Raw genomic sequence first — 24479 nt, 5'->3', positions numbered from 1 at the left:
CGACCGTGCCCTGCGCTCACAAGCCGGGCGACTCCCCCGGCTCCGTCCCCAGGCTCCTCACCTCGTACGGCAGTTCCGTACCCGTCGCCTCCGCGCGCGGGCCCTCCGGCGTGTGCGTCACGCGGTAGACCGCCGCCGGAGCGCCCCGGTGGTCCGGGACGGTGACCGTGGTCGTCGTGTCCAGGGCGGCGCCCGGGGCCACCAGGAGGGTCAGGCCGTCGAGCCACGCGCCGTCCGGGCGGGAGTCGTCCGCGCCCAGGGGCAGGACGGTGCCGGGGCGGACGTACAGCGGGAGGCTGTCGAGTGCGTGGGTCTCGTGGCGCCAGCCCGGGCCTGTGACCGTCTCGCCCGTGAGGAGGTGGGTCCACTCCCCCGTCGGCAGGTACACCTCCACCTCGCCGCCCGTCGCGAGGACCGGGGCGACGAGCAGGTCGGGGCCGAGCATGTACTGCCGGTCCAGGGTCCGGCAGGCCGGGTCGCCGGGGAACTCCAGGAGCATGGGCCGCATGACGGGGACGCCCGCGGCGTGGGCCTCGGCGGCCGCCCCGTACAGGTACGGCATGAGCCGGTGCTTGAGCCGGGTGAAGCGGCGCGCGACCGCGACGGCCTCCTCGCCGAACTCCCACGGCACCCGGTAGGAGTCGCTGCCGTGCAGCCTGCTGTGCGAGGACAGCAGGCCGAAGGCGAGCCAGCGCGTGAAGACCTCGGGGTCCGGCGTGCCCTCGAAGCCGCCGATGTCGTGGCTCCAGAAGCCGAACCCGCTGAGGGAGAGCGAGAGTCCGCCGCGCAGCGACTCCGCCATCGCCTCGAAGGAGGCCCAGCAGTCGCCGCCCCAGTGGACGGGGAACTGCTGGCCGCCGGCGGGCGCCGAGCGGGCGAACAGCACGGCCTCGCCCGTACCCCGCTCCTTCTCCAGGAGCTCGAAGACGGTCCGGTTGTAGAGCTGGGCGTAGTAGTTGTGCATCCGCTCGGGGTCCGAGCCGTCGTGCCAGACGACGTCGGTGGGGATCCGCTCGCCGAAGTCGGTCTTGAAGCAGTCGACGCCCTGCGCGAGCAGCGGCCGCAGCTTGTCCTGGAACCAGGTCCGGGCCGCCGGGTTCGTGAAGTCGACCAGGGCCATGCCGGGCTGCCACAGGTCCCACTGCCAGATGTCGCCGTTCGGCCGTTTGAGTAGATAGCCCCGCTCTCCACCCTCCTCGAAGAGCGCGGACTTCTGCGCGATGTACGGATTGATCCACATGCCGACGCGCAGGCCCCGCTCCTTCAGCCGGGCCAGCATGCCTTCGGGGTCGGGGAAGGTCTCGGGGTCCCAGCGGAAGTCCGACCACTGGTACTCGCGCATCCAGAAGCAGTCGAAGTGGAAGACGGAGAGCGGGATGCCGCGCTCCGCCATGCCGTCGACGAAGGAGGTGACGGTCTCCTCGTCGTAGCGGGTGGTGAAGGAGGTGGTGAGCCAGAGGCCGAAGGACCACGGCGGGGGCAGGGCCGGGCGGCCGGTGAGCGCGGTGTAGCGGGCGAGCACCTCCTTGGGCGTCGGGCCCGCCACGACGAAGTACTCGACGCTCTGGTCCTCGACGCTGAACTGGACCTGGCCGACGGCCTCGGAGCCGACCTCGAACGAGACCCGTCCGGGGTGGTCGACGAAGACGCCGTAGCCGCGCGAGGAGAGGTAGAACGGGATGTTCTTGTAGGCCTGTTCGCTGCTGGTGCCGCCGTCGGCCTGCCAGATGTCGACGCTCTGGCCGTTCCTCACGAAGGGCGTGAAGCGCTCGCCGAGGCCGTAGATCTGCTCGCCGACGCCGAGCGCCAGCTGGACCGCCATGTGGTGGGAGCCGTCGGCGGTGGTGACGAAGGCGGTGCCCTTGCGGCCCGCCTCGGTGAGCGGGCGGTCGTCGGCGTCGCGGAAGTCCAGCGTCCAGGGCTTCGAGCGGTCCAGGCGCAGCCGCAGCGGTCCTGAGGCGAGTTCGACGACAGGACCGTCGACCACGACGGTTCCGCAGCCGGAGCCCTCCGCCAGGGCGAAGTCCGGGCCCCGGTGGACCTTCCCCGCGTGGTGGGTGACGCGGACCCCGATCACCCCGTCGGCGGGCGACCGGCACTCCACCGTCAGGAGCGCCGAGTTCAGGGTGTCGCCACGGGTCGCGACCCGCTTGACGGAGGCGTAGGCGGTGAAGCGGTCGGCTTCGGCGCGCAGATCGCGGACTTCGGTGGCGTACGAGGCGTGGACGCCCTCGCGCATCAGCCAGAAGCCGTCGGTGAACTTCATGCGGGTCCTTGGGGGTGGGGTGAGGCGGGTGGGGGCTGCGCCGAGGGAGGAGGGGCGCACCGAGCCCCCAATAGTTATCCCAGAAAACAAAACGGTGGACCAGTCCCGTAGAAAGCGTTTGCGCGAAGCATTGACGAAACACGAACGCCCCCATAGCTTCATGCCCGTTGCACTTCGTACGTCATATATGAGACGCGATACACGAGATCTGAGAGTGCTCCATGGCCTTCGCCCCCAGCCCCATCCCGTCCCGCACCCAGTACGTCCTGGAAGCGATCAAGCACGACATCCTCACCGGAGGGCTCAGACCCGGCCAGGCGCTCGTGGAGACCGAACTCGCCGCGCGCTTCGGGGTGTCGAAGACTCCGGTGCGCGAGGCGCTCAAGACCCTCGCGGGCAGCGGGCTCGTGGTGATGAGCCAGTACAAGGGCGTCACGGTCCGGATGGTCGACGCGGACATGGCCCGGTCGGTCTACGACGTGCGCCTGCTCCTGGAGCCCGAGGCGGTCCGCCGCGCGGTCGCCTCCGCCGCCCCGCTCGACGCGGCGCACGAGGCGCTGCGCCGGGCCGCCGGGGCCGAGGACCCGGCCGAACGGTCCCTGGCGAACCGGGACTTCCACCGCGCGCTGTATCTGCCCTGCGGCAATCCGCTGCTCGGCCGGATGCTCGACGAGGTCCGCGACCAGGCCGCCCTGGTCTCCACGGTCGCCTGGGCCGCCGTCCCCTCCTGGGAGCGCGAGGCCGCGGAGCACGAGGAGATCCTGCGGCTCGCCGCCGCGGGCGATGTCGAGGGTGCCGGCCTGGCCGTACACGACCACATCGCCTCGTTCGTCGAGCGCGCCTTCCCCCACTCCCCTCTGAACAGCGAGTGAGCACCGAGTGAGCATGGATTTCGAGACCCTGAGGGCCGCCCTCGCCGATGTGGTGGCCATCCCCGTCACCCCGTTCGCCGAGGACGGTTCGGTGGACACCGCCGCGCACCGGACGCTGCTGCGCCGGCTGCTCGACGGCGGTGTACGCACCCTCACGCCGAACGGCAACACGGGCGAGTTCTACGCCCTCGCCCCCGAGGAGCGCCGCTCCCTCACCGAGGCGACCGTCGAGGAGGCCGGGGACCGCGCCGTGATCCTCGTCGGCGTCGGCCACGACGTGCCGACGGCCGTCGAGGCCGCCCGACACGCCCGCGCCACCGGGGCCCACATGCTGATGGTGCACCAGCCCGTGCACCCGTACGTCTCCGAGAGCGGCTGGGTCGACTACCACCGGGCCATCGCCGAGGCCGTGCCGGAGCTCGGCGTCGTCCCGTACCTCCGCAACCCGCTCCTGAGCGGTGCCCGGCTCGCCGAACTCGGCGCCGCCTGCCCCAACGTGATCGGGGTCAAGTACGCCGTCCCGGACGCCTCCCGGTTCGCCGGCTTCGCCCGGGACGCGGGCCTCGACCGCTTCGTGTGGGTGGCGGGGCTCGCCGAGCCGTACGCCCCCTCCTACTTCGCGAGCGGCGCGACCGGCTTCACCTCCGGCCTCGTCAACGTCTCCCCCGCGCTCTCCCTGGAGATGCTGCACGCCCTGCGGGCGGGCGACTACCCGACCGCGATGAAGGTGTGGGAGCGGATCCGCCGCTTCGAGGAGCTGCGCGCGGCGAACGGCAGCGCCGACAACGTGACGGTGGTCAAGGAGGCCCTCGCCTCCCTCGGCCTGTGCCGCCGCGACATCCGCCCGCCGAGCCGTGAACTCCCCGAGAGCGAGCGGGCCGAGGTCGCCGCGATAGCCGCCGGGTGGCCGATGTGACGAGGAAGCCCGAGGACCTGCGCAGTCATCAGTGGTACGGCACGGACGGGCTGCGCTCGTTCAGCCACCGCGCCCGCACCCGCCAGCTCGGCTATCTGCCCGAGGAGCACCTCGGCAAGCCGGTGATCGCGATCCTCAACACCTGGTCCGACATCAATCCCTGCCACGTCCATCTCCGCGACCGCGCGCAGGCCGTGAAGCGGGGGGTGTGGCAGGCGGGCGGCTTCCCTCTGGAGTTCCCGGTCTCCACGCTCTCGGAGACCTTCCAGAAGCCGACGCCGATGCTCTACCGCAATCTCCTCGCCCTGGAGACGGAGGAGTTGCTCCGCTCGTACCCGGTGGACGGGGCGGTCCTGATGGGCGGCTGCGACAAGACGACTCCGGCGCTGCTGATGGGCGCGGCCTCCGTCGACCTGCCGACCGTCTTCGTCCCGGCCGGTCCGATGCTGCCCGGCCACTGGCGCGGGGAGACCCTCGGCTCCGGTACGGACATGTGGAAGTACTGGGACGAGAAGCGCGCCGGGCGGATCGGCGACTGCGAGATGTCCGAGCTGGAGAGCGGTCTGGCCCGCTCGCCCGGCCACTGCATGACGATGGGGACGGCCTCCACGCTCACCGCCGCCGCGGAGACCCTGGGCGTGACCGTGCCGGGCGCCTCCTCGGTGCCGGCGGTGGACTCGGGCCACGACCGGATGGCCGCGGCCTCGGGGCTGCGGATCGTGGAGCTCGTACGGGAGGACCTGCGGCTGTCACGGCTGCTGACCCGGGAGGCGTACGAGGACGCGGTCGCCGCCGTCCTGGCGCTCGGCGGCTCGACCAACGCGGTGATCCACCTGATCGCGATGGCCGGGCGCTCCGGGGTGAAGCTCACGCTCGACGACTTCGACCGGATCGCGCGGACCGTCCCGGTCCTGGCGAACCTCCGGCCGGGCGGCCGGTACCTGATGGAGGACTTCCACTTCGCGGGCGGGATGCCGGGGTTCCTCTCGCGGCTCACGGACGTGCTGCACCTGGACCGGCCCACGGTCTCGCACGCCACCCTGCGCGAGCAGCTCGCCGGCGCCCTCGTCCACGACGACGACGTGATCCGGGACCGGTCGAGGCCGCTGGCGGCCGAGGGCGGGGTCGCGGTGCTGCGGGGCAACCTCTGCCCGGACGGCGCGGTCATCAAGCACATCGCGGCCGAGCCGCGGCTGCTGAAGCACACCGGTCCCGCGGTCGTCTTCGACGACTACCGGACCATGCAGCGGACCATCGACGACCCGGCGCTCGGCATCACCGCCGACCACGTCCTCGTGCTGCGCGGGGCGGGCCCCAAGGGCGGTCCGGGCATGCCGGAGTACGGGATGCTGCCGATCCCCGCGTACCTCCTGGAGCAGGGGGTGAAGGACATGGTCCGGATCTCCGACGCCCGGATGAGCGGGACGAGTTACGGGGCCTGTGTGCTGCACGTGGCGCCCGAGTCCCATGTCGGCGGACCCCTTGCCCTCGTCCGTACGGGCGATACGATCACCCTCGACGTCGCGGCCCGCTCCCTCCACCTGCACGTCACGGACGAGGAGCTGGACCGCCGCAGGGCCGCGTGGACGCCTCCGCCGGCCCGGTACGAACGCGGCTACGGCGCGCTCTACATGGAGCAGATCTCCCAGGCCGACACCGGCTGCGACTTCGCGTTCCTGGCCAGGCCGGGAACCACCCCAGATCCGTACGCGGGCTGACCCCGCCACCCGCAGCACCGCCCTGAGCACCACGCCCAGGGCACCGTCCAGTCCACCCCGAACCCCACCCCGAAGCCCACCCCGCCCCACCTGTCCGAAATCTCGAACGTCGTTCGCGAAGCGCTTCACCGAGAACGGAGCCGCCGTCATGGCCTCAGCTGTGACCTCACCGCCCCAGGCCGACACGTCCCAGGCCGAACCGGCACGGAGGCGCCGCCGCACGGGAGCGGCCCCCCGCCGACTGCCGTATCTCCTGATCGCCCCCGCCGGACTGCTGATGCTGGGCTTCATCGCCTACCCGGTGCTCAGCGTCTTCTACTACAGCCTCCAGCACTACAACCCCACCAAGCCCTGGCGGAACGGCTTCGCCGGCCTGGACAACTTCACCCGGATCTTCACCGACGACCCGCATTTCTGGGGGACGCTGTCCTTCAGCCTGAAGTGGGTCGTGGTCGAGGTGACCCTCCAGCTGCTCTTCGGCCTCGCCCTCGCCCTGATCGTGAACCAGACCTTCGTGGGCCGCGCCCTGGGCCGGGCCCTCGTCTTCTCGCCGTGGGCCGTCTCGGGCGTGCTCACCTCCGCGATCTGGGTGCTGCTCTACAACTCCCAGACCGGCATCACGCGGTACCTCGCGGACCTGGGCCTCGGCGAGTACGGCACGTCGCTGCTCTCCGACACCGCGACCGTCTTCCCCGCGGCGATCGTCGCCGACCTCTGGCGCGGGGTGCCCTTCTTCGCCATCCTCATCCTGGCCGACCTCCAGTCCGTACCGAAGGACCTGTACGAGGCGGCCGAGGTCGACGGGGCGGGCCGGATCCGCCAGTTCCTGCACATCACGCTGCCCCACATCCGGGACGCGATCGTGCTGTCCACGCTGCTGCGCGCGGTGTGGGAGTTCAACAACGTCGACCTGCTCTACACGCTGACCGGCGGCGGCCCCGCGGGCGAGACGACCACCCTCCCGCTGTACATCGCCCACACCAGCGTCGACGCCCACAACTTCGGATACGCCTCCGCCCTCACCACGGTGGCGTTCGTGATCCTTCTCTTCTGCTCGATGGTCTATCTGCGCCTGAGCAAGTTCGGAGGCGACGGCAAGTGACAGCCGAGTCCACCCTGACCGCCGCCCCCGCCCCCGGGGCCGCGCAGGCACCCCCGCCCCCCGACCGGACCCCGCCGGCCGCCGGCCGCAAGCGCCGCCCGGCCTGGGACGAGGTCCCCCGCTGGCAGATCTACCTGCCCCTCGGGATCTACCTGATCTTCACCCTGGTCCCCTTCTACTGGATCCTGCTGTTCGCGGTGCGGCCGGCCGGTTCCACGTCGCTCCTGCCGTGGCCGATGACCACCGAGCACTTCGAGAAGGTGTGGACGGAGCGCAGCTTCGGCGTCTTCTTCCAGAACAGCCTGCTCATCGGCGTCGCGGTGCTCGTCATGACCACGGTCGTCGCGCTGGCCGGGGGGTACGCGCTCGCCCGCTTCGACTTCCGGATCAAGAAGGGCTTCATGCTGGCCCTGCTCTGCTCGCAGTTCGTGCCGGGCGCCCTGCTGCTCGTCCCGCTCTTCCAGATCTTCGCCGAGCTGCGGATGATCAACTCCCTCGGCTCGGTCATCATCGCCGAGACGGTCTTCCAGCTCCCGCTGTCGATGATCCTCATCAGCGGCTTCATCAGGAACGTGCCGTACTCCCTGGAGGAGGCCGCCTGGGTCGACGGCTGCAACCGCTTCAGCGCCTTCCGGATCGTCGTCCTCCCCCTGCTGCGGCCCGGGCTCGTCGCCGTCGGCTCCTTCGCCTTCGTCCACGCCTGGAACCACTTCCTCTTCGCCCTGATGTTCCTGAGCAGCCAGGACAAGCAGACGATCCCGGTCGGCCTCAACACCCTCATGGGCGCCGACAGCGTCGACCTCGGCGCGCTCGCGGCGGGCGGGGTCATCGCCGCCGTCCCCGTCGTCATCGTCTTCGCCTTCATCCAGAAGTGGCTGGTCACCGGCTTCAGCGCCGGGGCGGTGAAGGGATGAGCGGCCACCACGTGAACAAGGAAGACATGAACACCGTACGCACCCCGCTCCCCGTCGTCCTGGCCGGCGCCCGCGGCCACGGCCGCAGCCACCTCCTCAACATCCGGCGCCTCGAAGAGCGCGGGCTCGTCCGCCTCGCCGGGGTCTGCGAGCTGCGCCCGCTGGACGCGGCCGAGCTCGACGGCATCGGGGACCCGGAGCAGTCCGCCGACTTCGAGGCGCTGCTCGCCTCCACCGGCGCCCGGATCGCCGTGCTCAGCACGCCCATCCAGACCCACACCGACATGACGCTCGCCGCCGCCCGGCACGGCGCGCACATCCTCCTGGAGAAGCCGCCCGCCCCGTCGTTCGCGGAGTTCCGCAGGATGGCCGACGGCGTCGAGGCTGCCGGGGTGGCCTGTCAGATCGGCTTCCAGTCGCTCGGCTCGCACGCGGTGCCCGCGATCCGCCGGATGGTCGAGGAGGGCGCGATCGGCGAACTCCTCGGCGTCGGCGCCGCCGGTGCCTGGGTCCGCGACGAGGCCTACTTCCGGCGCGCCCCATGGGCGGGTCACCGGCGCCTCGCCGGGGTCGACGTCGTCGACGGGGCGCTCACCAACCCCCTGGCGCACGCGGTCGCCACGGCGCTCGCGCTCTCCGGCTCCACCCGGGCCGAGGACGTCGAGCACATCGAGGCGGAACTGCTCCACGCCCACGCCATCGAGTCCGACGACACCTCCTGCGTACGGGTCCTGACGGCGGCCGGCACCCCGGTGACGGTGGCGGCGACGCTCTGCGCCGAGAAGTCCTCGGAGCCGTACGTCGTCGTCCACGGCAGCCAGGGCCGCATCACCTTCTGGTACCGGCAGGACCGGGTGCTCGTGCAGCGGGCGGGGCACGGCCCGGTCGAGACCGAGTACGGGCGGACCGACCTCCTGGAGAACCTCGTCGCCCATGTGACGGACGGCGAGCCGCTGTGGGTGCCCCCGGCGGAGACCGGCGCCTTCATGCGGGTCGTCGAGGCGGTCCGTACGGCTCCGGACCCGCGCGGGATACCCGCCTCGCACTGGCACACCGAGCCCGGCGAGAGCGCGCCGCGCCGGGTCGTCGACGGGATCGACGCCCTGGTCGACGCGAGCGCCGACGAACTGCGGCTCTTCTCCGAACTCGGCGCCGCCTGGGCGCCTTCGACCCGGGCGGAGGCCCGATGACCACCGAGGCACCGACCCTCCTGCGCTGCGCGGGCCGCACCGTCGCCCGCTACACCACCCGGCCCCCACTGGCCCTCGACCACGCGCCCCGGCCGTATCTCCACCCCGTGACGACCCTCGCCGGTCGGGTGGTGACCGAGACCGTGCCCGAGGACCATCCACACCACCTCGGGGCGGGCGTCGCCGTCCCCGACGTGGCGGGCCACAACTTCTGGGGCGGGCGCACCTTCGTCCGCGACCGCGGTTCGGTCGAGCTCGACAACCACGGCCTGCAGCGGCACGACGGGTTCAAGCTGTGCGACCCGGACGGCTTCGTCGAGGAGCTGACCTGGTGGGCGGCGGGCGAGCGGCTCCTTCGCGAGCACCGGACCGTGGCGGCCACCGCCCTCACGGACTCCGCCTGGGCGCTCGACCTCACCTTCTCCCTCGCCAACGTGTCGGGGCGGGACCTGTCGATCGGCAGCCCCGCGACGAACGGACGGCCGGGCGCGGCGTACGGCGGGTTCTTCTGGCGCGCGCCCAAGGAGGCGGCCGCACCCGTCGTCTTCGGGGCGGACGCCGACGGCGAGGAGTCGGTGCACGGCGCCCGCTCCGACTGGGTGGCGCTCTCGGGCGACGGCTGGACCCTGGTCTTCGCCGGGGCGACGGAGACGACCCGCCGCGACCCGTGGTTCGTACGGGCCGCCGAGTACCCGGGCGTGGGTTCGTCCCTCGCCCACGAGGGCCGGCTGCCGGTGCCGGCCGGGGAGACGTTCGTACGGCGGGTGGTCACCGTCGTCGCCGACGGCCGACTCGACCGGCCCGGCGCCGCCGCCCTGGTCCGCAAGGCGGTGGCCTCGTGAGCGGGGCGGCCGCCGCCGGCGTCGCCACGGGCGACCTGGGTGACGGTACGTACCGCAATCCGGTCCTCGCGGCCGACTGGTCGGACCCCGACGTCGTCCGGGTGGGCGAGGACTACTACCTGACGGCGTCCAGCTTCGGCCGCGCCCCCGGGCTGCCGCTGCTGCACTCCCGGGACCTGGTCAACTGGACCCTGGTGGGCCACGCCCTGGAGCGGCTCGAACCGGCCGCCGCGTTCACGGCGCCCCGGCACGACCGCGGGGTCTGGGCGCCTTCCCTGCGGCACCACGACGGCCGGTTCTGGATCTTCTGGGGCGACCCCGACCACGGGATCTTCCAGGTCAACTCCCCCTCGGTGCGCGGCCCGTGGACCGCACCGCACCTGGTGAAGTCGGGGCTCGGGCTGATCGACGCCTGCCCGCTGTGGGACGAGGAGTCCGGCGAGGCGTACCTCGTCCACGGGTGGGCGAAGTCCCGCGCCGGGTTCAACAACCGGCTCACCGGGCACCGGATGAGCCCCGACGGCACGAAGGTCCTCGACGAGGGCCGGGTCCTCGTGGACGCCGACCTGATCCCGGGCTGGTTCACCCTGGAGGGCCCGAAGCTGTACCGGCACGACGGCTGGTTCTGGATCCTCGCCCCCGCCGGGGGCGTGGCCACCGGCTGGCAGGGCGCCTTCCGGTCACGGTCGTTCCACGGCCCGTACGAGGAGCGGACCGTCCTCGCGCAGGGCGACACCGACGTCAACGGCCCCCACCAGGGCGGCTGGGTGCGCACCCAGCGCGGTGAGGACTGGTTCCTGCACTTCCAGCAGTCGGGCGCGCACGGCCGGCTCGTCCACCTCCAGCCGATGCGCTGGGGCACGGACGGCTGGCCGGTGCTCGGTGATTGCGGCGCGCCCGTCCGCGTCCACCGCAAGCCGGACCTGCCGGATCAGCCGCCCTCGCGGCCCGCGGTCGACGACACCTTCCCCGGCGGGCGGTTCGGCCGCCAGTGGCAGTGGACCGCCAACCCGGACGAGGGCTGGGCGACCCAGCACGCGGGCGACGGCCTGCGCCTCGGTTGTGTCCGTACGGAGCGGCTCGACGATCTGCGGAGCGTGCCGCACGTGCTCACCCAGCGGCTGCCGGCCGGGGCGTGCACGGTCGAGGTCGGGCTGCGGCTCGACGGCGAGGCGGTCGGGGCCCGCGCGGGGCTCGTGGTCCTCGGCGACGCGTACGCCTGGATCGGTCTGGAACGGGCGCCGGACGGCACGGTCGGGCTGACGCACCGCTTCGCCCCGGCCAACGCCGACCGCGAGCGGGACGCCGCCCACTCCCGGCCGGTGGCCGGGGACCGGGTCCTCCTGCGGATCGACGTCACCGCGGACGCGCGCTGCCGGTTCTCGTACACCGAGGAGGGCGCCGGAGGTCCGGTCCCGCTGGGCCCGGAGTTCGCCGCCACCCCCTGGCGCTGGGTCGGTGCGCTGCTCGGCCTGTTCGCGGGGGCGCCGGAGGGCGCGGGACACGCCGGGACGGCCGTGTTCACCGCGTTCCGCGTCACCGCCTGAACACCCCAGCCCCCTACCCCCTGCCCCCCCTGAGCTCCCCCACATCCCCATCCCCGCAAGACCCCGAGAGAAGAGAGCCGACGATGACCATCTTCCCCGGCGGACGGCGCAGAGCCGCCCTCGCCCTCGCCCTGTCCGGCGTCCTCGCCCTGACCGCCACCGCCTGCGGTGACGACGGCAGCGGAGGCGGCGACAAGGGTACGGAGGGATCGGGCACAGGCAAGATCACCTTCTGGGACAACAACGGCGGCGTCCGCACCGATGTCTGGAAGGAGATCATCGCGGACTTCGAGAAGGCGAACCCGGACATCGACGTGGAGTACGTCGGCGTCGCCTCCAAGGAGGTGCAGTCCAAGTACGACACCGCCATCCAGGGCGGCGGCCTGCCGGACGTCGGCGGTGTCGGCGCGGCCATGCTCGCCGGGATCGCCGCGCAGAACGCCCTGGAGCCGCTGGACGCCCGGGTCGAGGACAGCGCGCTCAAGGGCAAGCTGAACACCGGGATGGTCGACAGCGTCAAGGCCGCTGGCGGCCAGGACAAGCTGTTCACGGTCCCCACCTCCGCCAGCAACGGCGTCCTCTACTACCGCACCGACCTGTTCAAGGCGGCCGGTCTGGCCGAGCCCACCACCTGGTCGGCGTTCTACGCGGCGGCCGAGAAGCTCACCGCCAAGGACAAGAACCGTTTCGGCTACACGATCCGCGGCGGCGCCGGCTCCGTCGCGCAGGCCCTCGACGCGATGTACGGCCAGAGCGGCATCACCGGCTTCTGGAACGGCGACAAGACCACCGTCAACGACCCCAAGAACGTGGCGGCCCTGGAGAAGTACGCGGGCCTGTTCAAGAAGACCACCCCGGCGGCCGACGTCAACAACGACTTCACCAAGATGGTCGCCCAGTGGGACAGCGGCGAGATCGGCATGCTGAACCACAACCTGGGCTCGTACCAGGACCACGTGAAGGCGCTCGGCACGGAGAAGTTCCGGGGCATCCCGAACCCGACCCTCGACGACGGCACCCGGGTGCAGGTCTCCAACCCGGTCGACGGCCTCGGCCTCTTCTCGTCGAGCAAGAACAAGGCCGCCGCCTGGAAGTTCATCGAGTTCGCGGCCTCCCACGAGTCCAACAGCAAGTGGAACAAGTCGGCCGGCGCGATCCCCGCCAACACGGAGGCCGCGAAGGACGCGTGGATCCAGGAGGCCGAGCCGACCAAGCTCGCCGCCGACGTCCTCTTCAGCGGCAAGGCGTCGATCGTGCAGCTGCCGTACTACCTGCCCGACTGGAACACCATCTCCAAGGCCGACAACGAGGCCGCCTTCCAGAAGGTCCTGCTCGGGAAGGCCACGGCCAAGGAGTTCCTCGACGCCCTCGCCGAGCAGCTGAACGCGGCCCAGGCCGAGTGGAAGCAGCAGAAGAAGTGAGCGTCGGCCGCCGCGCGGTGGTCACGGCCGGGGCGGGCCTCGCGCTCGCCCTGGCCGGGGCGCCCGCCGCCCGCGCCCAGGGACTCCCCACCCGAGGTCACCCTCCCCAAGGACACCCCCGTATGCGCACCGTCTTCCTCGCGGGCGACTCCACGGCCGCCCAGAAGTACGCCGACGCCGCGCCCGAGACCGGCTGGGGCATGGCGCTCCCCTTCTTCCTGCACAAGGGCCTGACCGTCGCCAACCACGCGGTCAACGGACGCAGCACCAAGAGCTTCCTCGCCGAGGGCCGGCTCGACGCGATCCTGACGTCGATACGCCCCGGCGACCTGCTCCTGGTCCAGTTCGGCCACAACGACCAGAAGACCGCCGACCCCACCCGCTACACCGAGCCGTGGACCACCTACCAGGACAATCTGCGGGTCTTCGTCGACGGAGCGCGGGCCCGGGGCGCCCTCCCGGTGCTCGCCACCTCCGTCGAGCGGCGGAAGTTCGCCGCCGACGGCACGGCCCTGCGCACCCACGGCGCGTACCCGGCGGCGATGCGGGAGACCGCCCTGGAGGCGGACGTCCCGCTGCTCGACATCGAATCGCTGTCCCTGGCCCTGTGGCAGCAGCTCGGCCCCGAGGCCACGAAGACGTACTTCAACTGGACCGCGACCGAGCAGGACAACACCCACTTCAACCCGCCCGGCGCGATCGAGGTGGCCCGGCTCGTCGCCGCCGAGCTGCTCCGCACCCACGTCCTCACGCCGCGCGAGACGCGCCGCCTGGACGACGAGATCCCCACCGACCGCATCACCTGGCCCGTGCCCGAGCCCGTTCTTGAGGAGAGCTGACCGTGAACAGACGCAAGAAGCTGGGAGTCGTGGCCGCCACCGCGCTGGCCCTGACGGTGACCGCGCCCGCCGCAGGCGCCCACTCCGGCCACCGCCCCGCCGCCGACCCGGCGAGGGCGACCCTGCCGGCCGGCGACGGCTGGGCGTCCGAGGGCGCCGGCACCACCGGCGGATCCGCCGCCGACGCCTCCCGGGTCGTCACCGTCACCACCTGGGAGGAGTTCCGCGCCGCGCTCGAAGCGCCCGGCACCGAGCCCCGGATCGTCAAGGTGGTGGGCACGCTGAACGCGACCGCCGACGGCTGCGCCGCCTTCGAGGCCCCCGGTTACGACTTCGCCCGCTACCTCGCCGACTACGACCCGGCCGTCTGGGGGTACGAGAACGGGGTCAGCGGCCCCCAGGAGGATCTGCGGGCCGCCTCCGCCACGGCACAAGGGCAGGCCATCAAGGTGAAGGTGCCCGCGAACACCACGATCGTGGGCGTCGGCAGGCACGCGGGGATCACCGGCGGCAGCCTCCAGGTCCAGGGCGTCGACAACGTCATCGTCCGGAACCTGACCCTGGAGAGCCCCCTCGACTGCTTCCCGCAGTGGGACCCGACGGACGGCGCGACCGGGGCGTGGAACTCCGAGTACGACAGCCTCGTCGTGTACGGCTCCACCCACGTCTGGATCGACCACAACACCTTCACCGACGGGGCCCACCCGGACAGTTCGCTGCCCTCGTACTACGGGGAGGTCTACCAGCAGCACGACGGCGAGCTGGACGTGGTGCGCGGCGCGGACCTCGTCACGGCCTCCTGGAACGTCTTCACCGACCACGACAAGACCCTGATGATCGGCAACAGCGACAGCGCGGGCGCCACCGACCGGGGCAAGCTGCGCGTCACCCTCCACCACAACCTCTTCGACAAGGTCGTGGAGCGGGCGCCCCGGGTGCGCTTCGGGCAGGTCGACGCGTACAACAACCACTTCGTGGTCGCGGGTCCGTCCTACGTGTACAGCCTGGGCATCGGCCAGGAGTCCCAGCTCGTCGCCGAGAAGAACGCGTTCACGCTCGCCGCCGACGTGCCCGCCGGGCAGATCCTGAAGAAGTGGAAGGACGCGCCGGTCACGACCTCCGGCAACTACGTCAACGGCCGCCCGGTCGACCTGCTCGCCGTCCACAACGAGCAGTTCCCCGGGGAGGTCCTGCGCGCGGACGCGGGCTGGACGCCGGCCCTGCGCACCCGTGTCGACCACCCGCTGGTCGTCCCGGTCCGCGTCGCCCTCCACGCGGGCGCCGGCCGCGCGCGCTGAGCCTCCCGGCTGGAGGCCGGGGTATCGCCGCACCCGGCCTCCCTCCGTTCCCTCCCTCCCCAGCAGCGAAGGAGCACCCGCATGCCCTCGCACCACCCCGGTGCCGATGCCCTCGGCCGCCGTACCCTTCTCACCGCCGGTGTCGGCGCGGCTCTTGCCCTGGCACTGCCCGCCGCCACCGCGGCCGCAGCACCGAACAGACTCTTCGGACGCTTCGGTTCGCCGTCCGCCCGGCTCACCGGGCGGACGCTGTACGTGGACCCCGGCGGCCTCGGCGACCACACCACCCTCCAGGCCGCGGTCACCGCCGCGAGCGGCACCGGCCGGACGCTGGTGCTCGCCCCCGGGACGTACCGGGAGACCGTCGCGGTGAGCGCCGCCCGTACGGACATGACCTGGATCGGCGCGAGCGGCGACCCCCGGGACGTGGTCGTGGTGTACGACAACGCGGCCGGTACGCCCCGCCCTGAGGGCGGCACCTACGGCACGAGCGGTTCGGCGACCACGACCGTCCAGGCGGACGGCTTCACCGCCCAGGGGGTCACCTTCGCCAACGACTTCCTCCGCACGGACCTCCCCGGGAACCCCGGGACCCAGGCCGTCGCGCTGAAGGTGCAGGGCGATCGCTCGGCGTTCCTCCACTGCCGTTTCCTGGGTCACCAGGACACGCTGTACGCGGACTCGACGTCCCTGACGTCCTTCGCCCGTCAGTACTTCGCGCACTGCTACGTCGAGGGTGACGTCGACTTCGTCTTCGGCCGCGCGACGGCGGTGTTCGAGCACTGCCACTTCCGTACGCTGGTCCGCACCGATCTGACGGGCGCCCCGTACGGCTTCGTGTTCGCCCCGTCGACGGCGGGCGCCAACCCGTACGGCTTCCTGGCCTCCCGCTGCCGGATCACCAGCGAGGCGCCCGACGGCTTCCACAAGCTGGCCAGACCCTGGGTGCCGAGCTCGGACCTGACCGCCTGGCCGTCGCTCGTGGTCCGGGAGAGCGCCCTCGGCCCCGGGATCGACGCCGCCGCCCCGTACGCGAACATGCGCGACGCCCACCCGTGGCAGGCGCAGCGCTTCGCCGAGTACCGCAACACCGGCCGGGGCGCGGCGGTCACCGTCCCGGAGAACCGTCCCCAGCTCGCGGCGGCGCAGGCCGCGACGGCGACCCGGGAGACGTATCTCGGCGACTGGTTCCCCCGGAGGCCCTGCGCCTGACGAGGGGGCTGCCCGTTCACGGGCGCAGGACGGGAAATTCCGCGTCGGCCCACAGAGCACGTTCAGCCGTGGGCAGGTCGTCGTCGGGATCGTCGTCGGTGGTCCAGGTGTGGGCCTGCGCAGCGGAGCCGTCGACCGACGGCCAGCCCGGGTCTCCGGTGGCGGCGAAGTCGGCCCACGCGCGCACCATGCGGCGGGCCAGTCCATGGTCCGCGGAGGTGGGGGCGCCGCCGATGAGGAAGGCCACGCAGTCGCTGTCGACGTTGCCGAAGGCGAAGGGGACGTCCGCGCAGTGCCAGGCCCGTACGACTCCGTCCGGGCCGGTGCGCCGACGGTCGAAGCGCGACAGGAACGCCCGGCCGCCGGCTCGTGCGTGCAGGTCGGCGAGCCGGTTGCTGTACTCCCCGAACAGGAGGTCACCGAAGACGGCGAGGTAGACGTCGAGCACCGGAGCCTGGGGCATCGCGGCGCGGTAGCCGGCCACCAGGCCGTCGGGGAGCCCGAAGTCCTCGGCGAAGCGCGCCAGTTGCTCCTCGGTGGTGACCTTCGCGCTGCTGCCGACGGCGTCGAGCAGCCAGTACTCCTCCGTGGTGTGGCAGACCAGCAGGTCCACGCCCCGGGCCGCACCGGCGGCCAGCCCGGTGAGGGGGTCGGTGGGCAGGACGTCGCCGTCGAGGACGGGGGCGTAGAGCGAGGGGTCGTAGTGGCGGGACCCGGAGGCGGGGTCCCGCCGGTAGTCGTCGACGACCCGGTCGGAGGCGACGACCAGGGCCTGCGGGGTCGCGGAGGTGAGGCCTTCCGCCGTGGCGGCGCATCCCGCCGCCGCGGCGACCTCACGGGTGGTCGCGGCGGCGATGTCGAGGGTGTAGTGCGGGCTGACGGCGCTGTGCGCGATGGCGCGGTGGAACAGGCCGCGGGCGCGGTCCATCACCATCAGGCAGGCGACGGAGGCGGCTCCGGAGGACTGGCCGGCGACCGTGACGTTCCCGGGATCGCCGCCGAACGCGCCGATGTTCTCCCTGACCCAGCGCAGGGCCGCGACCTGGTCGAGCAGGCCCCGGTTGTCCGGGTGGGCCTTGTCCGGGTGGGCCGTCGCTCCGGCGGCGGGGACGTGGCCGAACCCCTCGAAGCCGAGCCGGTAGTTGAGGGTGACCACGACCAGGCTGGCACGGGCGAGCGCGGTGCCGTCGAAGTCGGGCTGGGCCGAGGATCCGAAGGTGTAGGCACCGCCGTGGATCCAGACCAGGACGGGCAGACGACCCCCGTCCGGGACCGGGGTCCATATGTTGACGGTGAGGATGTCCTCGTCGCCGGGCGACCACACGGGTGAGCCGGGCAGCTCCGCCGACTGCGGGGAGACGGGGCCGAACTCCGTGCAGTCCCGCACTCCGGACCACGCGGGAGCCGGGAGAGGCTCCCGGAAGCGGTTGGCGCCGAACGGCGGGGCCGCGTAGGGGATGCCGAGCACGGCGACGACCTCGGCGGAGGCCCGGAAGCCCCGCACCGCACCGTGAGACGTATCGAAGATGACCATGGTCGCAGCTTGGCATCAGGGGCATCGGCGGCACCAACACCAAGATCATGACGATTCACACACCCTTGATGTCAATGCGAGGGCCCGGGGCGGGACTTCGGCCCACCCAGGGCACCTGTGGTCAGGGGTCAGGGCAGCAGGTCGACGCAGTCGATCGCGGTGCCCGGGCTCAGGAAGCCCGTGCCGGAGGATCCGCTGACGACGTTCAGCCGGAGCACGTTGTACTGGCTCGGGTCGGTCTTCCAGGCACTCGCGGGGACGACGTACGTGAAGGTGTGGTTGTTGCCGCGGTACGAGCCGTTGGTGAGGGAGCGGGTCGCGGGCTGCGCCGGCGGCGAGGGGATCGCGGAGACCCAGTCGTTGACGGTGACCTGGGGCCGTCCGTTGAGGAAGGCGGTGGTGACGCCGATCCGGAGGGTGTGCGCGGCTGCGGCCAGGGCGGAGGTGAGCCTGAAGTACACGAGGACGCCGTCGTTGACGCCCTTCCAGAGGTAGCAGGGGAAGGAGGCGGAGACGTCACCCGCGCCGAGCACGACGTTCCCGGTCCAGGACGCGGCCCGTACGTCGGCGGGGTGGGCGTACGTCATGAGGGCGGCGTTCTTGAACGCGCCGGGCGTGCCGTCCCAGTCGCCGATCCGCCAGATGGCGGGGGCGGTGGCCGGGTCGTTGGTGAGGGTGAGGGTGTGGAGGGCGGTGGCGGCGCCTGCCGTGACGGTCACCGTGCCGGTGAGGACGGCCAGTTCGCCCTTGTAGACGGTGAGGGTGTACGTGCCGGGGAGCATCCCCCGGCACGAGAAGGCGCCCGTGCCGGCGGTGGCACGGGTCCAGTACTGGGCGTCGGCGTTGGCGAAGCCGACCGTGTACGGGTGGTCCGCGTCCATCCCCGCGAGGCCGACGCCCGCGACCCGGCCGCGGCCCGCCGCGCCGACCCAGCCGGGGATGCCGAGGCCGTCGACCCAGGACGTGTCGTGGTTCGCGGCGAAGAGCGCCGGGGCGGGCGTCCCGCCGTCGGTGAAGGCGAGCGTGTAGGGGCCCTGGAGGCCGAAGCGCATCGCCTCCGTCTGGGACTGGTTGTAGTGGAGGATCTCGTACAGGCCGACGCCGAGTTCGTTGGAGTGGCGGAGGAGCGAGCGGTAGAACGGGCCGCCCGAGGCCTTCTCGTGGTTCGAGCGGATCATCCAGAGGCCGACCGAGCCGGTGGTGTAGCCGATGTGGTCGTAGTCCATGACGCGGACGCCGGAGTAGTGCTTGGAGCGGGTGTGGCCGTCGGCACGCTGCCAGACGTCCCCGGCCTCGATGACGGTGTCGGCGCCCTCGACCCAGGAGTCGGGGCCCTCGTTCGGGAAGATCCCGGGCTTGAGGCGGGCGATGAAGCGGGTGGCGGTGAAGGACGTGTCGGCCTTGTCGGTCCACAGGTAGACGTTGCCGAGGCCGGAGCGGGCCGCGATGTAGTGGCGGAGCGTGCCGTGGACGACGGTGACGAGGACGGTGGAGCCGGTCTGGGCGAGGGTGACCGTGGAGGCGCCGAGGCCGGACTCGACGTGCGAGTGCTTGCCGCCGTACCCCTCGTACTCCGTGCCCTTGTAGACGAGGGACGTGAGGTCCCCGGTGGCCTTCGCGACCTTGAACACGAGTCCGGCGCCGGTGTCGACGACGTACTGCGTGCCGTCGTCGCTCCAGCCGAAGCCGGCCGCGGCGGCGGTGCCGGGCGCGAGGCCCGCGGTGACGGCGGCGGCCGTGCCGGCGACGGCGGCACCGAGGAGGGCACGGCGGCGGAGCGGGTGCGGGGCGGCGGTGGTGTCGGTGTCGTCGGTGCCTGTGTCGTCGGTGTCGGTGCCTGTGTCGTCGTACGAGCGCATCGGCGTGCGGCTCCTTCGGTACGGGGGGGTACGGGGCGGCTCCCGGTTGTTCCTAGGTCGCCGCCGTGCCGCGGAAGGGTTGCCCCCGTACGAGGCGGAACGTCAGCCGTCAGGCATCAGCCGCGCCGTCCTGGTCACCGGCAGGCGGGCGCAGCGGCGGCAGGCCCGGGCCGAGGTCGCCACGACCGCGTGCGAGGCGGCCGCGAGGGCTCCGGCGAAGGCGAGCAGCGGCCAGTTCGTGGCGAGGGCCGAGGCGATGGCGAGCGCGAGCGTCGTGACGGCCATGGCGACGCCCGCGGTGGTCCCGGTCCAGGCGACGAAGAGCGGCAGCCGGGGCGGGATGGGCAGTCGGCGGGCGAGGGTGCCGGTGACGGCGAGCGCCGCGGCGGACAGCAGCGTGGCGACGATCGCGACACCGGCCAGGTGGGCGGCGAGCAGCTGAGCGGCGGCCTGGTCGGGGGCGGGGGTCCCGGCCAGGTACCAGCAGGCGATGAGGAAGGGGGCGGTGAGCGCGACGGCCCGGGCGGTGTGCCGGGCCTGGGCGAGCGTCAGCTCCCGCTGGCAGCTCGGTACGAGCTCCTCGACCGACCCGAACTCCCGTACCGCCGCGCGGATCGCGTCCGGATACGGGCTGCCCTGCTCGGCATGGGCGTCCGCGGTGTCGACGAGTCCGCCGCGTATCTCCTCGATCAGCCGGGCCTTGGCGCGGGCCGGGCCGTGCAGGGCGGCGGTCAGTCCGGCGACGTACGCCTCCAGGGGATCGGCCGTGGGCGCGCTCACGTGGCCAGCCCGGGCGGCGGCGTGGTCGGGTTCAGGACCGAGCCGATCGCGGCGGTGAACTCGCTCCACGCCGTCCGCTCGCCCGCCAGGGTCTGCCTGCCCGCCTCGGTGAGCTCGTAGGCGCGCCGGCGCCGCTCGCCGGACGACTGCCAGCTGCTGCTCAGGAGTCCGAGCCGCTCCAGCCGCTGCAACGCCGGATAGATCGTGCCCGTACGCAGTTCGAGCACGCCGCCGCTGCGGTGCTGGACCGCGGCGATGATCGCGTACCCGTGCAGCGGGCCCTGTTCGAGCACCGCGAGCAGCAGTCCGTCCAGGTGTCCTCGTACCGCATCCGCCTTCATGAGTAGGCAGCCTACCCAAAGGATCGGTAGGCAGTGTATGTATTGGCAGCCAACATATTGGCAGTCAATGGACCGAGTACTGACGCGGAGGCATGCGCCGTGACCGAATTCCTGTTGTCCGTCCACGTCCTGGTGGCGATCGTCACCGTCGGATCGATCACCGTGGCCGCCTCGATGTTCCCGCGCGTCGCGCTGCGGGCCTGCGGCGGCGGGAAGCAGGACGGCCCGTCCGAAGGGAGCGAGGAGACAGGAGGGGCCGGGGGGACCGGGACGGCCGTGGTCCTCCACCGCGTCTGCGCCGGTTACGCCGTCGCCGGTGTCGTCGTCCCCGTCTTCGGGATCGCGACCGGCGCCCAGCTCGGCGTCCTGACCGACGCCTGGCTGATCGTGTCGCTCGTGCTGACCACGATCGCCGCGGCCCTCCTCGGCCTGGCCGTCCTGCCCGGCCAGCGACGGCTGCTCGCCCTGGCCGAGGGCGCGGCCTCCGAGGCGGAGGCGCGGCCCCTGGCGTCCCGACTGGCCATGCTCACCGGGGTGTTCAATCTCCTCTGGGCGGTCGTCGTCGTCCTGATGATCGTCCGCCCCGGCTCCACGACGGGGGTGTGACGCCCGGCGGCGGCGTCATCCGCGGGCCCGCGGGCGCCGGTTCCCGTACGCGACGGTGAGGACGGCGAGCAGCGGCCCCCACAGGACCAGCGGGGCGTGACAGAGGGAGGAGAAGCCGGCCTCCCAGCCGCCGCCCCGGCTCGGGAAGTCGGCGGACAGGGCGTCGCCCCGGATCGTGGTGCCCCTGATCTCGGTGACGAAGCCGAGCACGGTCGACAGGAGCGTGAGGGCCGTGGCGCCGAGGGCGGCCGGGGCGAGCACCGCCGCCGGAGGGATCCGGCGGCCCGGCAGGACCGGGACCCAGCCGGGAACCACCTCGCCTCAGCGGGCGATCAAGCCCGTCACTTCGTGGGGACTGCCGCCCCGAAGCCGCCCCGGAGGGTGGCCCGGCCGCCGTCGCCGCCGGTCAGGACGACGGTGTACGTGTCGGCCGAGGCGTCCCGTACCCCCTCGGCGTGGTTGTACTGGACCGCGAAGACGTGGCGGCCCGGCGGGACCGTACGGCCCGGCTTGAGGGTCCACCGGTAGACCAGGGCGCCCGGCTCCTCGGTGGCCGTGACGGTGAAGTCCTCGGCGGGGCGCGTGCGCCAGTGGCCCGTGCTCACGACGCCGGCCGTGCGGGCGACCCGCACGTCGACGACGAGGCCCGACACCGGTGTCTCCGTCGTCACGGCGAGATCGCCCTGCGCCCACCAGCGGTTGCTGCCGGGGTCCATGGTGCCGGCCGCCACGGCCACCGGCCCCGGCGCGGGCAGCTCCGACGCGGGTGCGGTCCTCCCCCGGTCCAGCGTGGTCACGGCGAGTCCGCCGACGCCGACGACCCCGGCGACGGCCACCGCCACGGCCGCGGCCACCGCCCAGCGCCTGCCGGTCCACGGGACGGCCGCGCGGGCGCGCAGGGACGCCTGCGGCGGTGCGGCGAGGCCGCGTTCCACCCGGGCGAGCATGCGGGCGTGGTCGGGCTGGTGGGCGAGCCCGGCCTCCCGCAGCTCGCGGCGCAGCTGGTCCTCGTGCATCAACGCCTCCCCGCGACGAGTTCGGTGGCGGCCCGATCGCCCAGGAGGCGCTGGAGCTCGGCCATCCCCTTGGCGGTCTGGCTCTTGACCGTACCGACCGAGATCCCCAGGGCGAGTGCGGTGTCGCGCTCGGAGAGGTCGAAGGCGTGGCGCAGCACGACGCAGGCGCGCTTGCGGAAGGGCAGGGCGCGGAGCGCCGCCCGGACGTCGACGACGGCCGGGACGTCGGGGTCCTCGACGTGGTCGGGGCGCCGGTCCCAGAAGGCGGCGATCCGACGCCGCTCGCGCACGGTGCCCCGGATGCGGGTGCGGACGAGGTTGGCGACGACGCCCCGGGCGTAGGCGGCGGGGTGGTCGGCGGCACGGACCCGGTCCCAGCGGTGCCAGAGGGCGAGCATGGCGTCGGCGGCGAGGTCGTCGGCGGCGTCGGTCTCGCCTGTCAGCAGGTGCGCGAGGCGGGCGAGTTCGGCGTAGTGACGCGCGAAGAAGGCCCGGAACTCCGTCGCGCTGTCGTCGCCCTCAGCGTCCACCGCGACCACGGCGGCCCTCGGTGGCTCCGACCGCCGAACCGGTCCCGGCGGACGTGGCAGCGGTCCCGGCGGACGTACCCGCAGGCCCGGCGGACGTGCCCGCGGGCCCTGCCGACGCGGACGACCCGGCCGACGCGGACGGGGACTTGGCGGGCCTTGCCGACGCGGACGACCCGGCCGACGCGGACGGGGACTTGACGGGCCCTGCCGACGCGGACGACCCGGCCGACGCGGACGGGGACTTGGCAGGCCCTGCCGACGCGGACGACCCGGCCGGCACGGACGGGGACTTGGCGGGCCCTGCCGACGCGGACGACCCGGCGGGCGCGGACGGGGACTTGGCGGGCTCGGCAGGCACGGACGACCCGGCGGGCGCGGGCAGCCCGGCCGGGTTGCCCCCGGGCCCGGCGGGCTCGACCGGGACGGACGGACCGGCATCTGCCGCCGTACCCGCGCCCGTACCCACCCCACCGGCGCCCGCCGCCCGGCCCGTGCTCGCGCGCTCGGTCAGGCGGGGCGCGATCAGTTCCGTGCCGCGTGCGGGCTCTCCCCCGAGACGGGCGACGAGCCGTTCCACGGCGAGTCGCCCCATCTCCTGGGCGGGTACGGAGACGGCGGTGAGCGGGACCGAGGCGTGGACCGCCACCTGGTCGGGGCAGATGGCGACGACGGAGACGTCCTCGGGGACCGCGCGACCCTGGTGGCGCAGGACCGCGAGCAGCGGTTCGACGGCGGCCTCGTTCTGGACGACGAGGGCCGTGGTCCCGGGGCGTTCCTCGAAGACGCGGGTCACGGCGGCGGCGACGGCCGCGTAGGTGCCCTCGACCGGCCGGTGGAGCAGGCCGACGCCGTGCGCGTCGGCGGCGGCGCGCAGCCCGGTGAGCGTGCGCGCGGCGAAGCCGGTGCCCCTCGCGTAGACGGCGGGAGGCTCGCCGAGGACGGCGATACGGGTGTGGCCGAGGCCCGCGAGGTGCTGGACGCAGCGCGCTCCGGCCGCCTCGAAGTCGAGGTCGACGCAGTCGAGCCCTGCCGAATCGGCGGCATCGCCGCCGGCATCGGCGGACGCGGCCGGGAGTCCGATGAGGACCGCGGGCCGTTCGGCCGCCAGGAGGCAGGGCAGCCGGGGGTCGTCGAGCTCGACGTCCATGACGATCATGGCGTCGGCGATGGCGCTGCCCTCCACGCGGCGGACGGCCTCGGGGCCCTCCTCGCCGGTGAGGAGCAGCACGTCGTAGCCGTGGGAGCGGGCCGTCGTGGTGACGGCCATCGCGATCTCCATCATCACCGGCACGTAGAGCCCGGTGCGGAGCGGCATCATCAGGGCGAGGATGTCGGTGCGGCTGCTGGCGAGCGCGCGGGCGCCGGCGTGCGGCCGGTAGCCGAGGGCGTCGATGCTGTGCTGGATCCGCTCGCGCGTGGGGGCGGATATGGAGCGTTTGCCGCTGAGCACGTAGCTGACGGTGCTGGCCGACACCCCGGCGTGGCGGGCGACATCGGCGAGGGTGACCACGTACGCGCTCCTGGGCAATCTCGATGTGGACCCCGACCCTAAGCGGCCGCTCGTCGAGCTGTCCAGGTCGGCGTGGAAGAGTCCAAGGGTCCGGCGGTCGCGCGGGGTTGTGCGCGGGCCACCGGCGCGATGGGATGAACTCCGAACAGAAAGCGCTTTCTGCACC

General features: G+C 73.0%; 21 protein-coding genes and 1 pseudogene. 13 read left to right on the top strand and 9 right to left on the bottom strand.

Features of this window, described 5'->3' with window-relative positions; translation table 11 throughout:
- Window positions 1-16: 16 nt before the first annotated feature.
- The gene (yicI, locus tag ACIBG6_RS34895) at window positions 17-2266 is read right to left on the bottom strand and encodes an alpha-xylosidase (RefSeq protein WP_399226732.1); all 2250 of its coding nucleotides are present in this window, start codon (window positions 2264-2266) and stop codon (window positions 17-19) included.
- A 221-nt stretch (window positions 2267-2487) separates the two neighbouring features.
- Between yicI and ACIBG6_RS34890 the strand changes: the two genes are divergently transcribed.
- The 12 genes from ACIBG6_RS34890 to ACIBG6_RS34835 all read left to right on the top strand — a co-directional run bounded on the left by ACIBG6_RS34890 (window position 2488) and on the right by ACIBG6_RS34835 (window position 16137).
- Window positions 2488-3138, top strand: a complete 651-nt coding sequence (locus ACIBG6_RS34890) for a GntR family transcriptional regulator (protein WP_317601192.1) — start codon at window positions 2488-2490, stop codon at window positions 3136-3138.
- A 13-nt stretch (window positions 3139-3151) separates the two neighbouring features.
- A complete protein-coding gene (locus ACIBG6_RS34885; RefSeq protein ID WP_399226731.1) occupies window positions 3152-4054 on the top strand; it encodes a dihydrodipicolinate synthase family protein in 903 nt (300 codons plus the stop codon).
- Window positions 4051-5772, top strand: coding sequence for an L-arabinonate dehydratase (gene araD, locus ACIBG6_RS34880; RefSeq protein WP_399226730.1), 1722 nt, complete (start codon window positions 4051-4053; stop codon window positions 5770-5772). The genes ACIBG6_RS34885 and araD overlap by 4 nt, the downstream gene beginning before the upstream one ends.
- Window positions 5773-5920: 148 nt before the next feature.
- Window positions 5921-6874, top strand: coding sequence for a carbohydrate ABC transporter permease (locus tag ACIBG6_RS34875; RefSeq protein WP_399226729.1), 954 nt, complete (start codon window positions 5921-5923; stop codon window positions 6872-6874).
- A gap of 14 nt (window positions 6875-6888) precedes the next feature.
- Window positions 6889-7788: a carbohydrate ABC transporter permease gene (locus ACIBG6_RS34870; RefSeq protein WP_399226819.1), complete on the top strand. Its 900-nt coding sequence runs from the start codon at window positions 6889-6891 to the stop codon at window positions 7786-7788.
- A 26-nt stretch (window positions 7789-7814) separates the two neighbouring features.
- Window positions 7815-8978: a Gfo/Idh/MocA family protein gene (locus tag ACIBG6_RS34865; RefSeq protein WP_399226728.1), complete on the top strand. Its 1164-nt coding sequence runs from the start codon at window positions 7815-7817 to the stop codon at window positions 8976-8978.
- Window positions 8975-9820 carry a PmoA family protein gene (locus ACIBG6_RS34860; protein WP_399226727.1) on the top strand — a complete coding sequence of 282 codons (846 nt, stop codon included), beginning with the start codon at window positions 8975-8977 and terminating at the stop codon, window positions 9818-9820. Before ACIBG6_RS34865 ends, ACIBG6_RS34860 begins: the two co-directional genes overlap by 4 nt.
- Window positions 9817-11367, top strand: a complete 1551-nt coding sequence (locus ACIBG6_RS34855) for a family 43 glycosylhydrolase (RefSeq protein ID WP_399226726.1) — start codon at window positions 9817-9819, stop codon at window positions 11365-11367. The genes ACIBG6_RS34860 and ACIBG6_RS34855 overlap by 4 nt, the downstream gene beginning before the upstream one ends.
- A gap of 83 nt (window positions 11368-11450) precedes the next feature.
- Window positions 11451-12788 (top strand): ABC transporter substrate-binding protein, encoded by a 1338-nt coding sequence (locus ACIBG6_RS34850; protein WP_399226725.1) that lies wholly within the window; start codon window positions 11451-11453, stop codon window positions 12786-12788.
- Entirely contained in the window at window positions 12785-13627 is an 843-nt protein-coding gene (locus ACIBG6_RS34845) for a rhamnogalacturonan acetylesterase (RefSeq protein WP_399226724.1), read from the top strand. The genes ACIBG6_RS34850 and ACIBG6_RS34845 overlap by 4 nt, the downstream gene beginning before the upstream one ends.
- Window positions 13628-13629: 2 nt before the next feature.
- Window positions 13630-14925, top strand: coding sequence for a polysaccharide lyase family 1 protein (locus tag ACIBG6_RS34840; RefSeq protein ID WP_399226723.1), 1296 nt, complete (start codon window positions 13630-13632; stop codon window positions 14923-14925).
- Window positions 14926-15006: 81 nt separating this feature from the next.
- Window positions 15007-16137: a pectinesterase family protein gene (locus tag ACIBG6_RS34835; protein WP_399226722.1), complete on the top strand. Its 1131-nt coding sequence runs from the start codon at window positions 15007-15009 to the stop codon at window positions 16135-16137.
- A gap of 16 nt (window positions 16138-16153) precedes the next feature.
- On the opposite strand, the gene ACIBG6_RS34830 is transcribed toward ACIBG6_RS34835, so the two are convergent.
- The 4 genes from ACIBG6_RS34830 to ACIBG6_RS34815 all read right to left on the bottom strand — a co-directional run bounded on the left by ACIBG6_RS34830 (window position 16154) and on the right by ACIBG6_RS34815 (window position 20651).
- Entirely contained in the window at window positions 16154-17671 is a 1518-nt protein-coding gene (locus tag ACIBG6_RS34830; protein ID WP_399226721.1) for a carboxylesterase/lipase family protein, read from the bottom strand.
- A gap of 128 nt (window positions 17672-17799) precedes the next feature.
- Window positions 17800-19530 (bottom strand): rhamnogalacturonan lyase B N-terminal domain-containing protein, encoded by a 1731-nt coding sequence (locus ACIBG6_RS34825; RefSeq protein WP_399226720.1) that lies wholly within the window; start codon window positions 19528-19530, stop codon window positions 17800-17802.
- A gap of 102 nt (window positions 19531-19632) precedes the next feature.
- Window positions 19633-20310 carry a permease prefix domain 1-containing protein gene (locus ACIBG6_RS34820; protein WP_399226719.1) on the bottom strand — a complete coding sequence of 226 codons (678 nt, stop codon included), beginning with the start codon at window positions 20308-20310 and terminating at the stop codon, window positions 19633-19635.
- The gene (locus ACIBG6_RS34815; protein ID WP_399226718.1) at window positions 20307-20651 is read right to left on the bottom strand and encodes a PadR family transcriptional regulator; all 345 of its coding nucleotides are present in this window, start codon (window positions 20649-20651) and stop codon (window positions 20307-20309) included. Before ACIBG6_RS34815 ends, ACIBG6_RS34820 begins: the two co-directional genes overlap by 4 nt.
- Window positions 20652-20750: 99 nt before the next feature.
- On the opposite strand from ACIBG6_RS34815, the gene ACIBG6_RS34810 reads away from it, so the two are divergent.
- Window positions 20751-21257 carry a hypothetical protein gene (locus tag ACIBG6_RS34810; RefSeq protein ID WP_399226717.1) on the top strand — a complete coding sequence of 169 codons (507 nt, stop codon included), beginning with the start codon at window positions 20751-20753 and terminating at the stop codon, window positions 21255-21257.
- A gap of 15 nt (window positions 21258-21272) precedes the next feature.
- Here ACIBG6_RS34810 and ACIBG6_RS34805 read toward each other — a convergent pair whose 3' ends face one another.
- The 4 genes and pseudogenes from ACIBG6_RS34805 to ACIBG6_RS34790 form a co-directional block, all read right to left on the bottom strand.
- On the bottom strand, window positions 21273-21572 hold the full coding sequence (locus tag ACIBG6_RS34805; protein ID WP_399226716.1) for a hypothetical protein: 300 nt from the start codon (window positions 21570-21572) through the stop codon (window positions 21273-21275).
- Window positions 21573-21598: 26 nt separating this feature from the next.
- Window positions 21599-22273: a hypothetical protein gene (locus ACIBG6_RS34800; protein WP_399226715.1), complete on the bottom strand. Its 675-nt coding sequence runs from the start codon at window positions 22271-22273 to the stop codon at window positions 21599-21601.
- Window positions 22273-22812 carry a SigE family RNA polymerase sigma factor gene (locus ACIBG6_RS34795; RefSeq protein WP_399226714.1) on the bottom strand — a complete coding sequence of 180 codons (540 nt, stop codon included), beginning with the start codon at window positions 22810-22812 and terminating at the stop codon, window positions 22273-22275. The genes ACIBG6_RS34800 and ACIBG6_RS34795 overlap by 1 nt, the downstream gene beginning before the upstream one ends.
- A 472-nt stretch (window positions 22813-23284) precedes the next feature.
- Window positions 23285-24313, bottom strand: a pseudogene (locus ACIBG6_RS34790) (LacI family DNA-binding transcriptional regulator); the annotation flags it as partial.
- Between the last annotated feature and the right edge of the window lie 166 nt (window positions 24314-24479).

The sequence above is a fragment of the Streptomyces sp. NPDC050842 genome (genome assembly GCF_044456565.1).
Taxonomy (GTDB): domain Bacteria; phylum Actinomycetota; class Actinomycetes; order Streptomycetales; family Streptomycetaceae; genus Streptomyces.
Note: the sequence above shows the minus strand (reverse complement) of the source record. Positions and strands in the feature narration are given on the sequence as shown.

Bases quoted from the DNA above. Each gene is read 5' to 3' on its own strand.
- yicI (WP_399226732.1), bottom strand. From the start codon at position 2,266: ATGAAGTTCACCGACGGCTTCTGGCTGATGCGCGAGGGCGTCCACGCC.
- ACIBG6_RS34890 (WP_317601192.1), top strand. From the start codon at position 2,488: ATGGCCTTCGCCCCCAGCCCCATCCCGTCCCGCACCCAGTACGTCCTG.
- ACIBG6_RS34885 (WP_399226731.1), top strand. From the start codon at position 3,152: ATGGATTTCGAGACCCTGAGGGCCGCCCTCGCCGATGTGGTGGCCATC.
- ACIBG6_RS34875 (WP_399226729.1), top strand. From the start codon at position 5,921: ATGGCCTCAGCTGTGACCTCACCGCCCCAGGCCGACACGTCCCAGGCC.
- ACIBG6_RS34865 (WP_399226728.1), top strand. From the start codon at position 7,815: ATGAACACCGTACGCACCCCGCTCCCCGTCGTCCTGGCCGGCGCCCGC.
- ACIBG6_RS34860 (WP_399226727.1), top strand. From the start codon at position 8,975: ATGACCACCGAGGCACCGACCCTCCTGCGCTGCGCGGGCCGCACCGTC.
- ACIBG6_RS34850 (WP_399226725.1), top strand. From the start codon at position 11,451: ATGACCATCTTCCCCGGCGGACGGCGCAGAGCCGCCCTCGCCCTCGCC.
- ACIBG6_RS34835 (WP_399226722.1), top strand. From the start codon at position 15,007: ATGCCCTCGCACCACCCCGGTGCCGATGCCCTCGGCCGCCGTACCCTT.
- ACIBG6_RS34830 (WP_399226721.1), bottom strand. From the start codon at position 17,671: ATGGTCATCTTCGATACGTCTCACGGTGCGGTGCGGGGCTTCCGGGCC.
- ACIBG6_RS34825 (WP_399226720.1), bottom strand. From the start codon at position 19,530: ATGCGCTCGTACGACGACACAGGCACCGACACCGACGACACAGGCACC.
- ACIBG6_RS34815 (WP_399226718.1), bottom strand. From the start codon at position 20,651: ATGAAGGCGGATGCGGTACGAGGACACCTGGACGGACTGCTGCTCGCG.
- ACIBG6_RS34800 (WP_399226715.1), bottom strand. From the start codon at position 22,273: ATGCACGAGGACCAGCTGCGCCGCGAGCTGCGGGAGGCCGGGCTCGCC.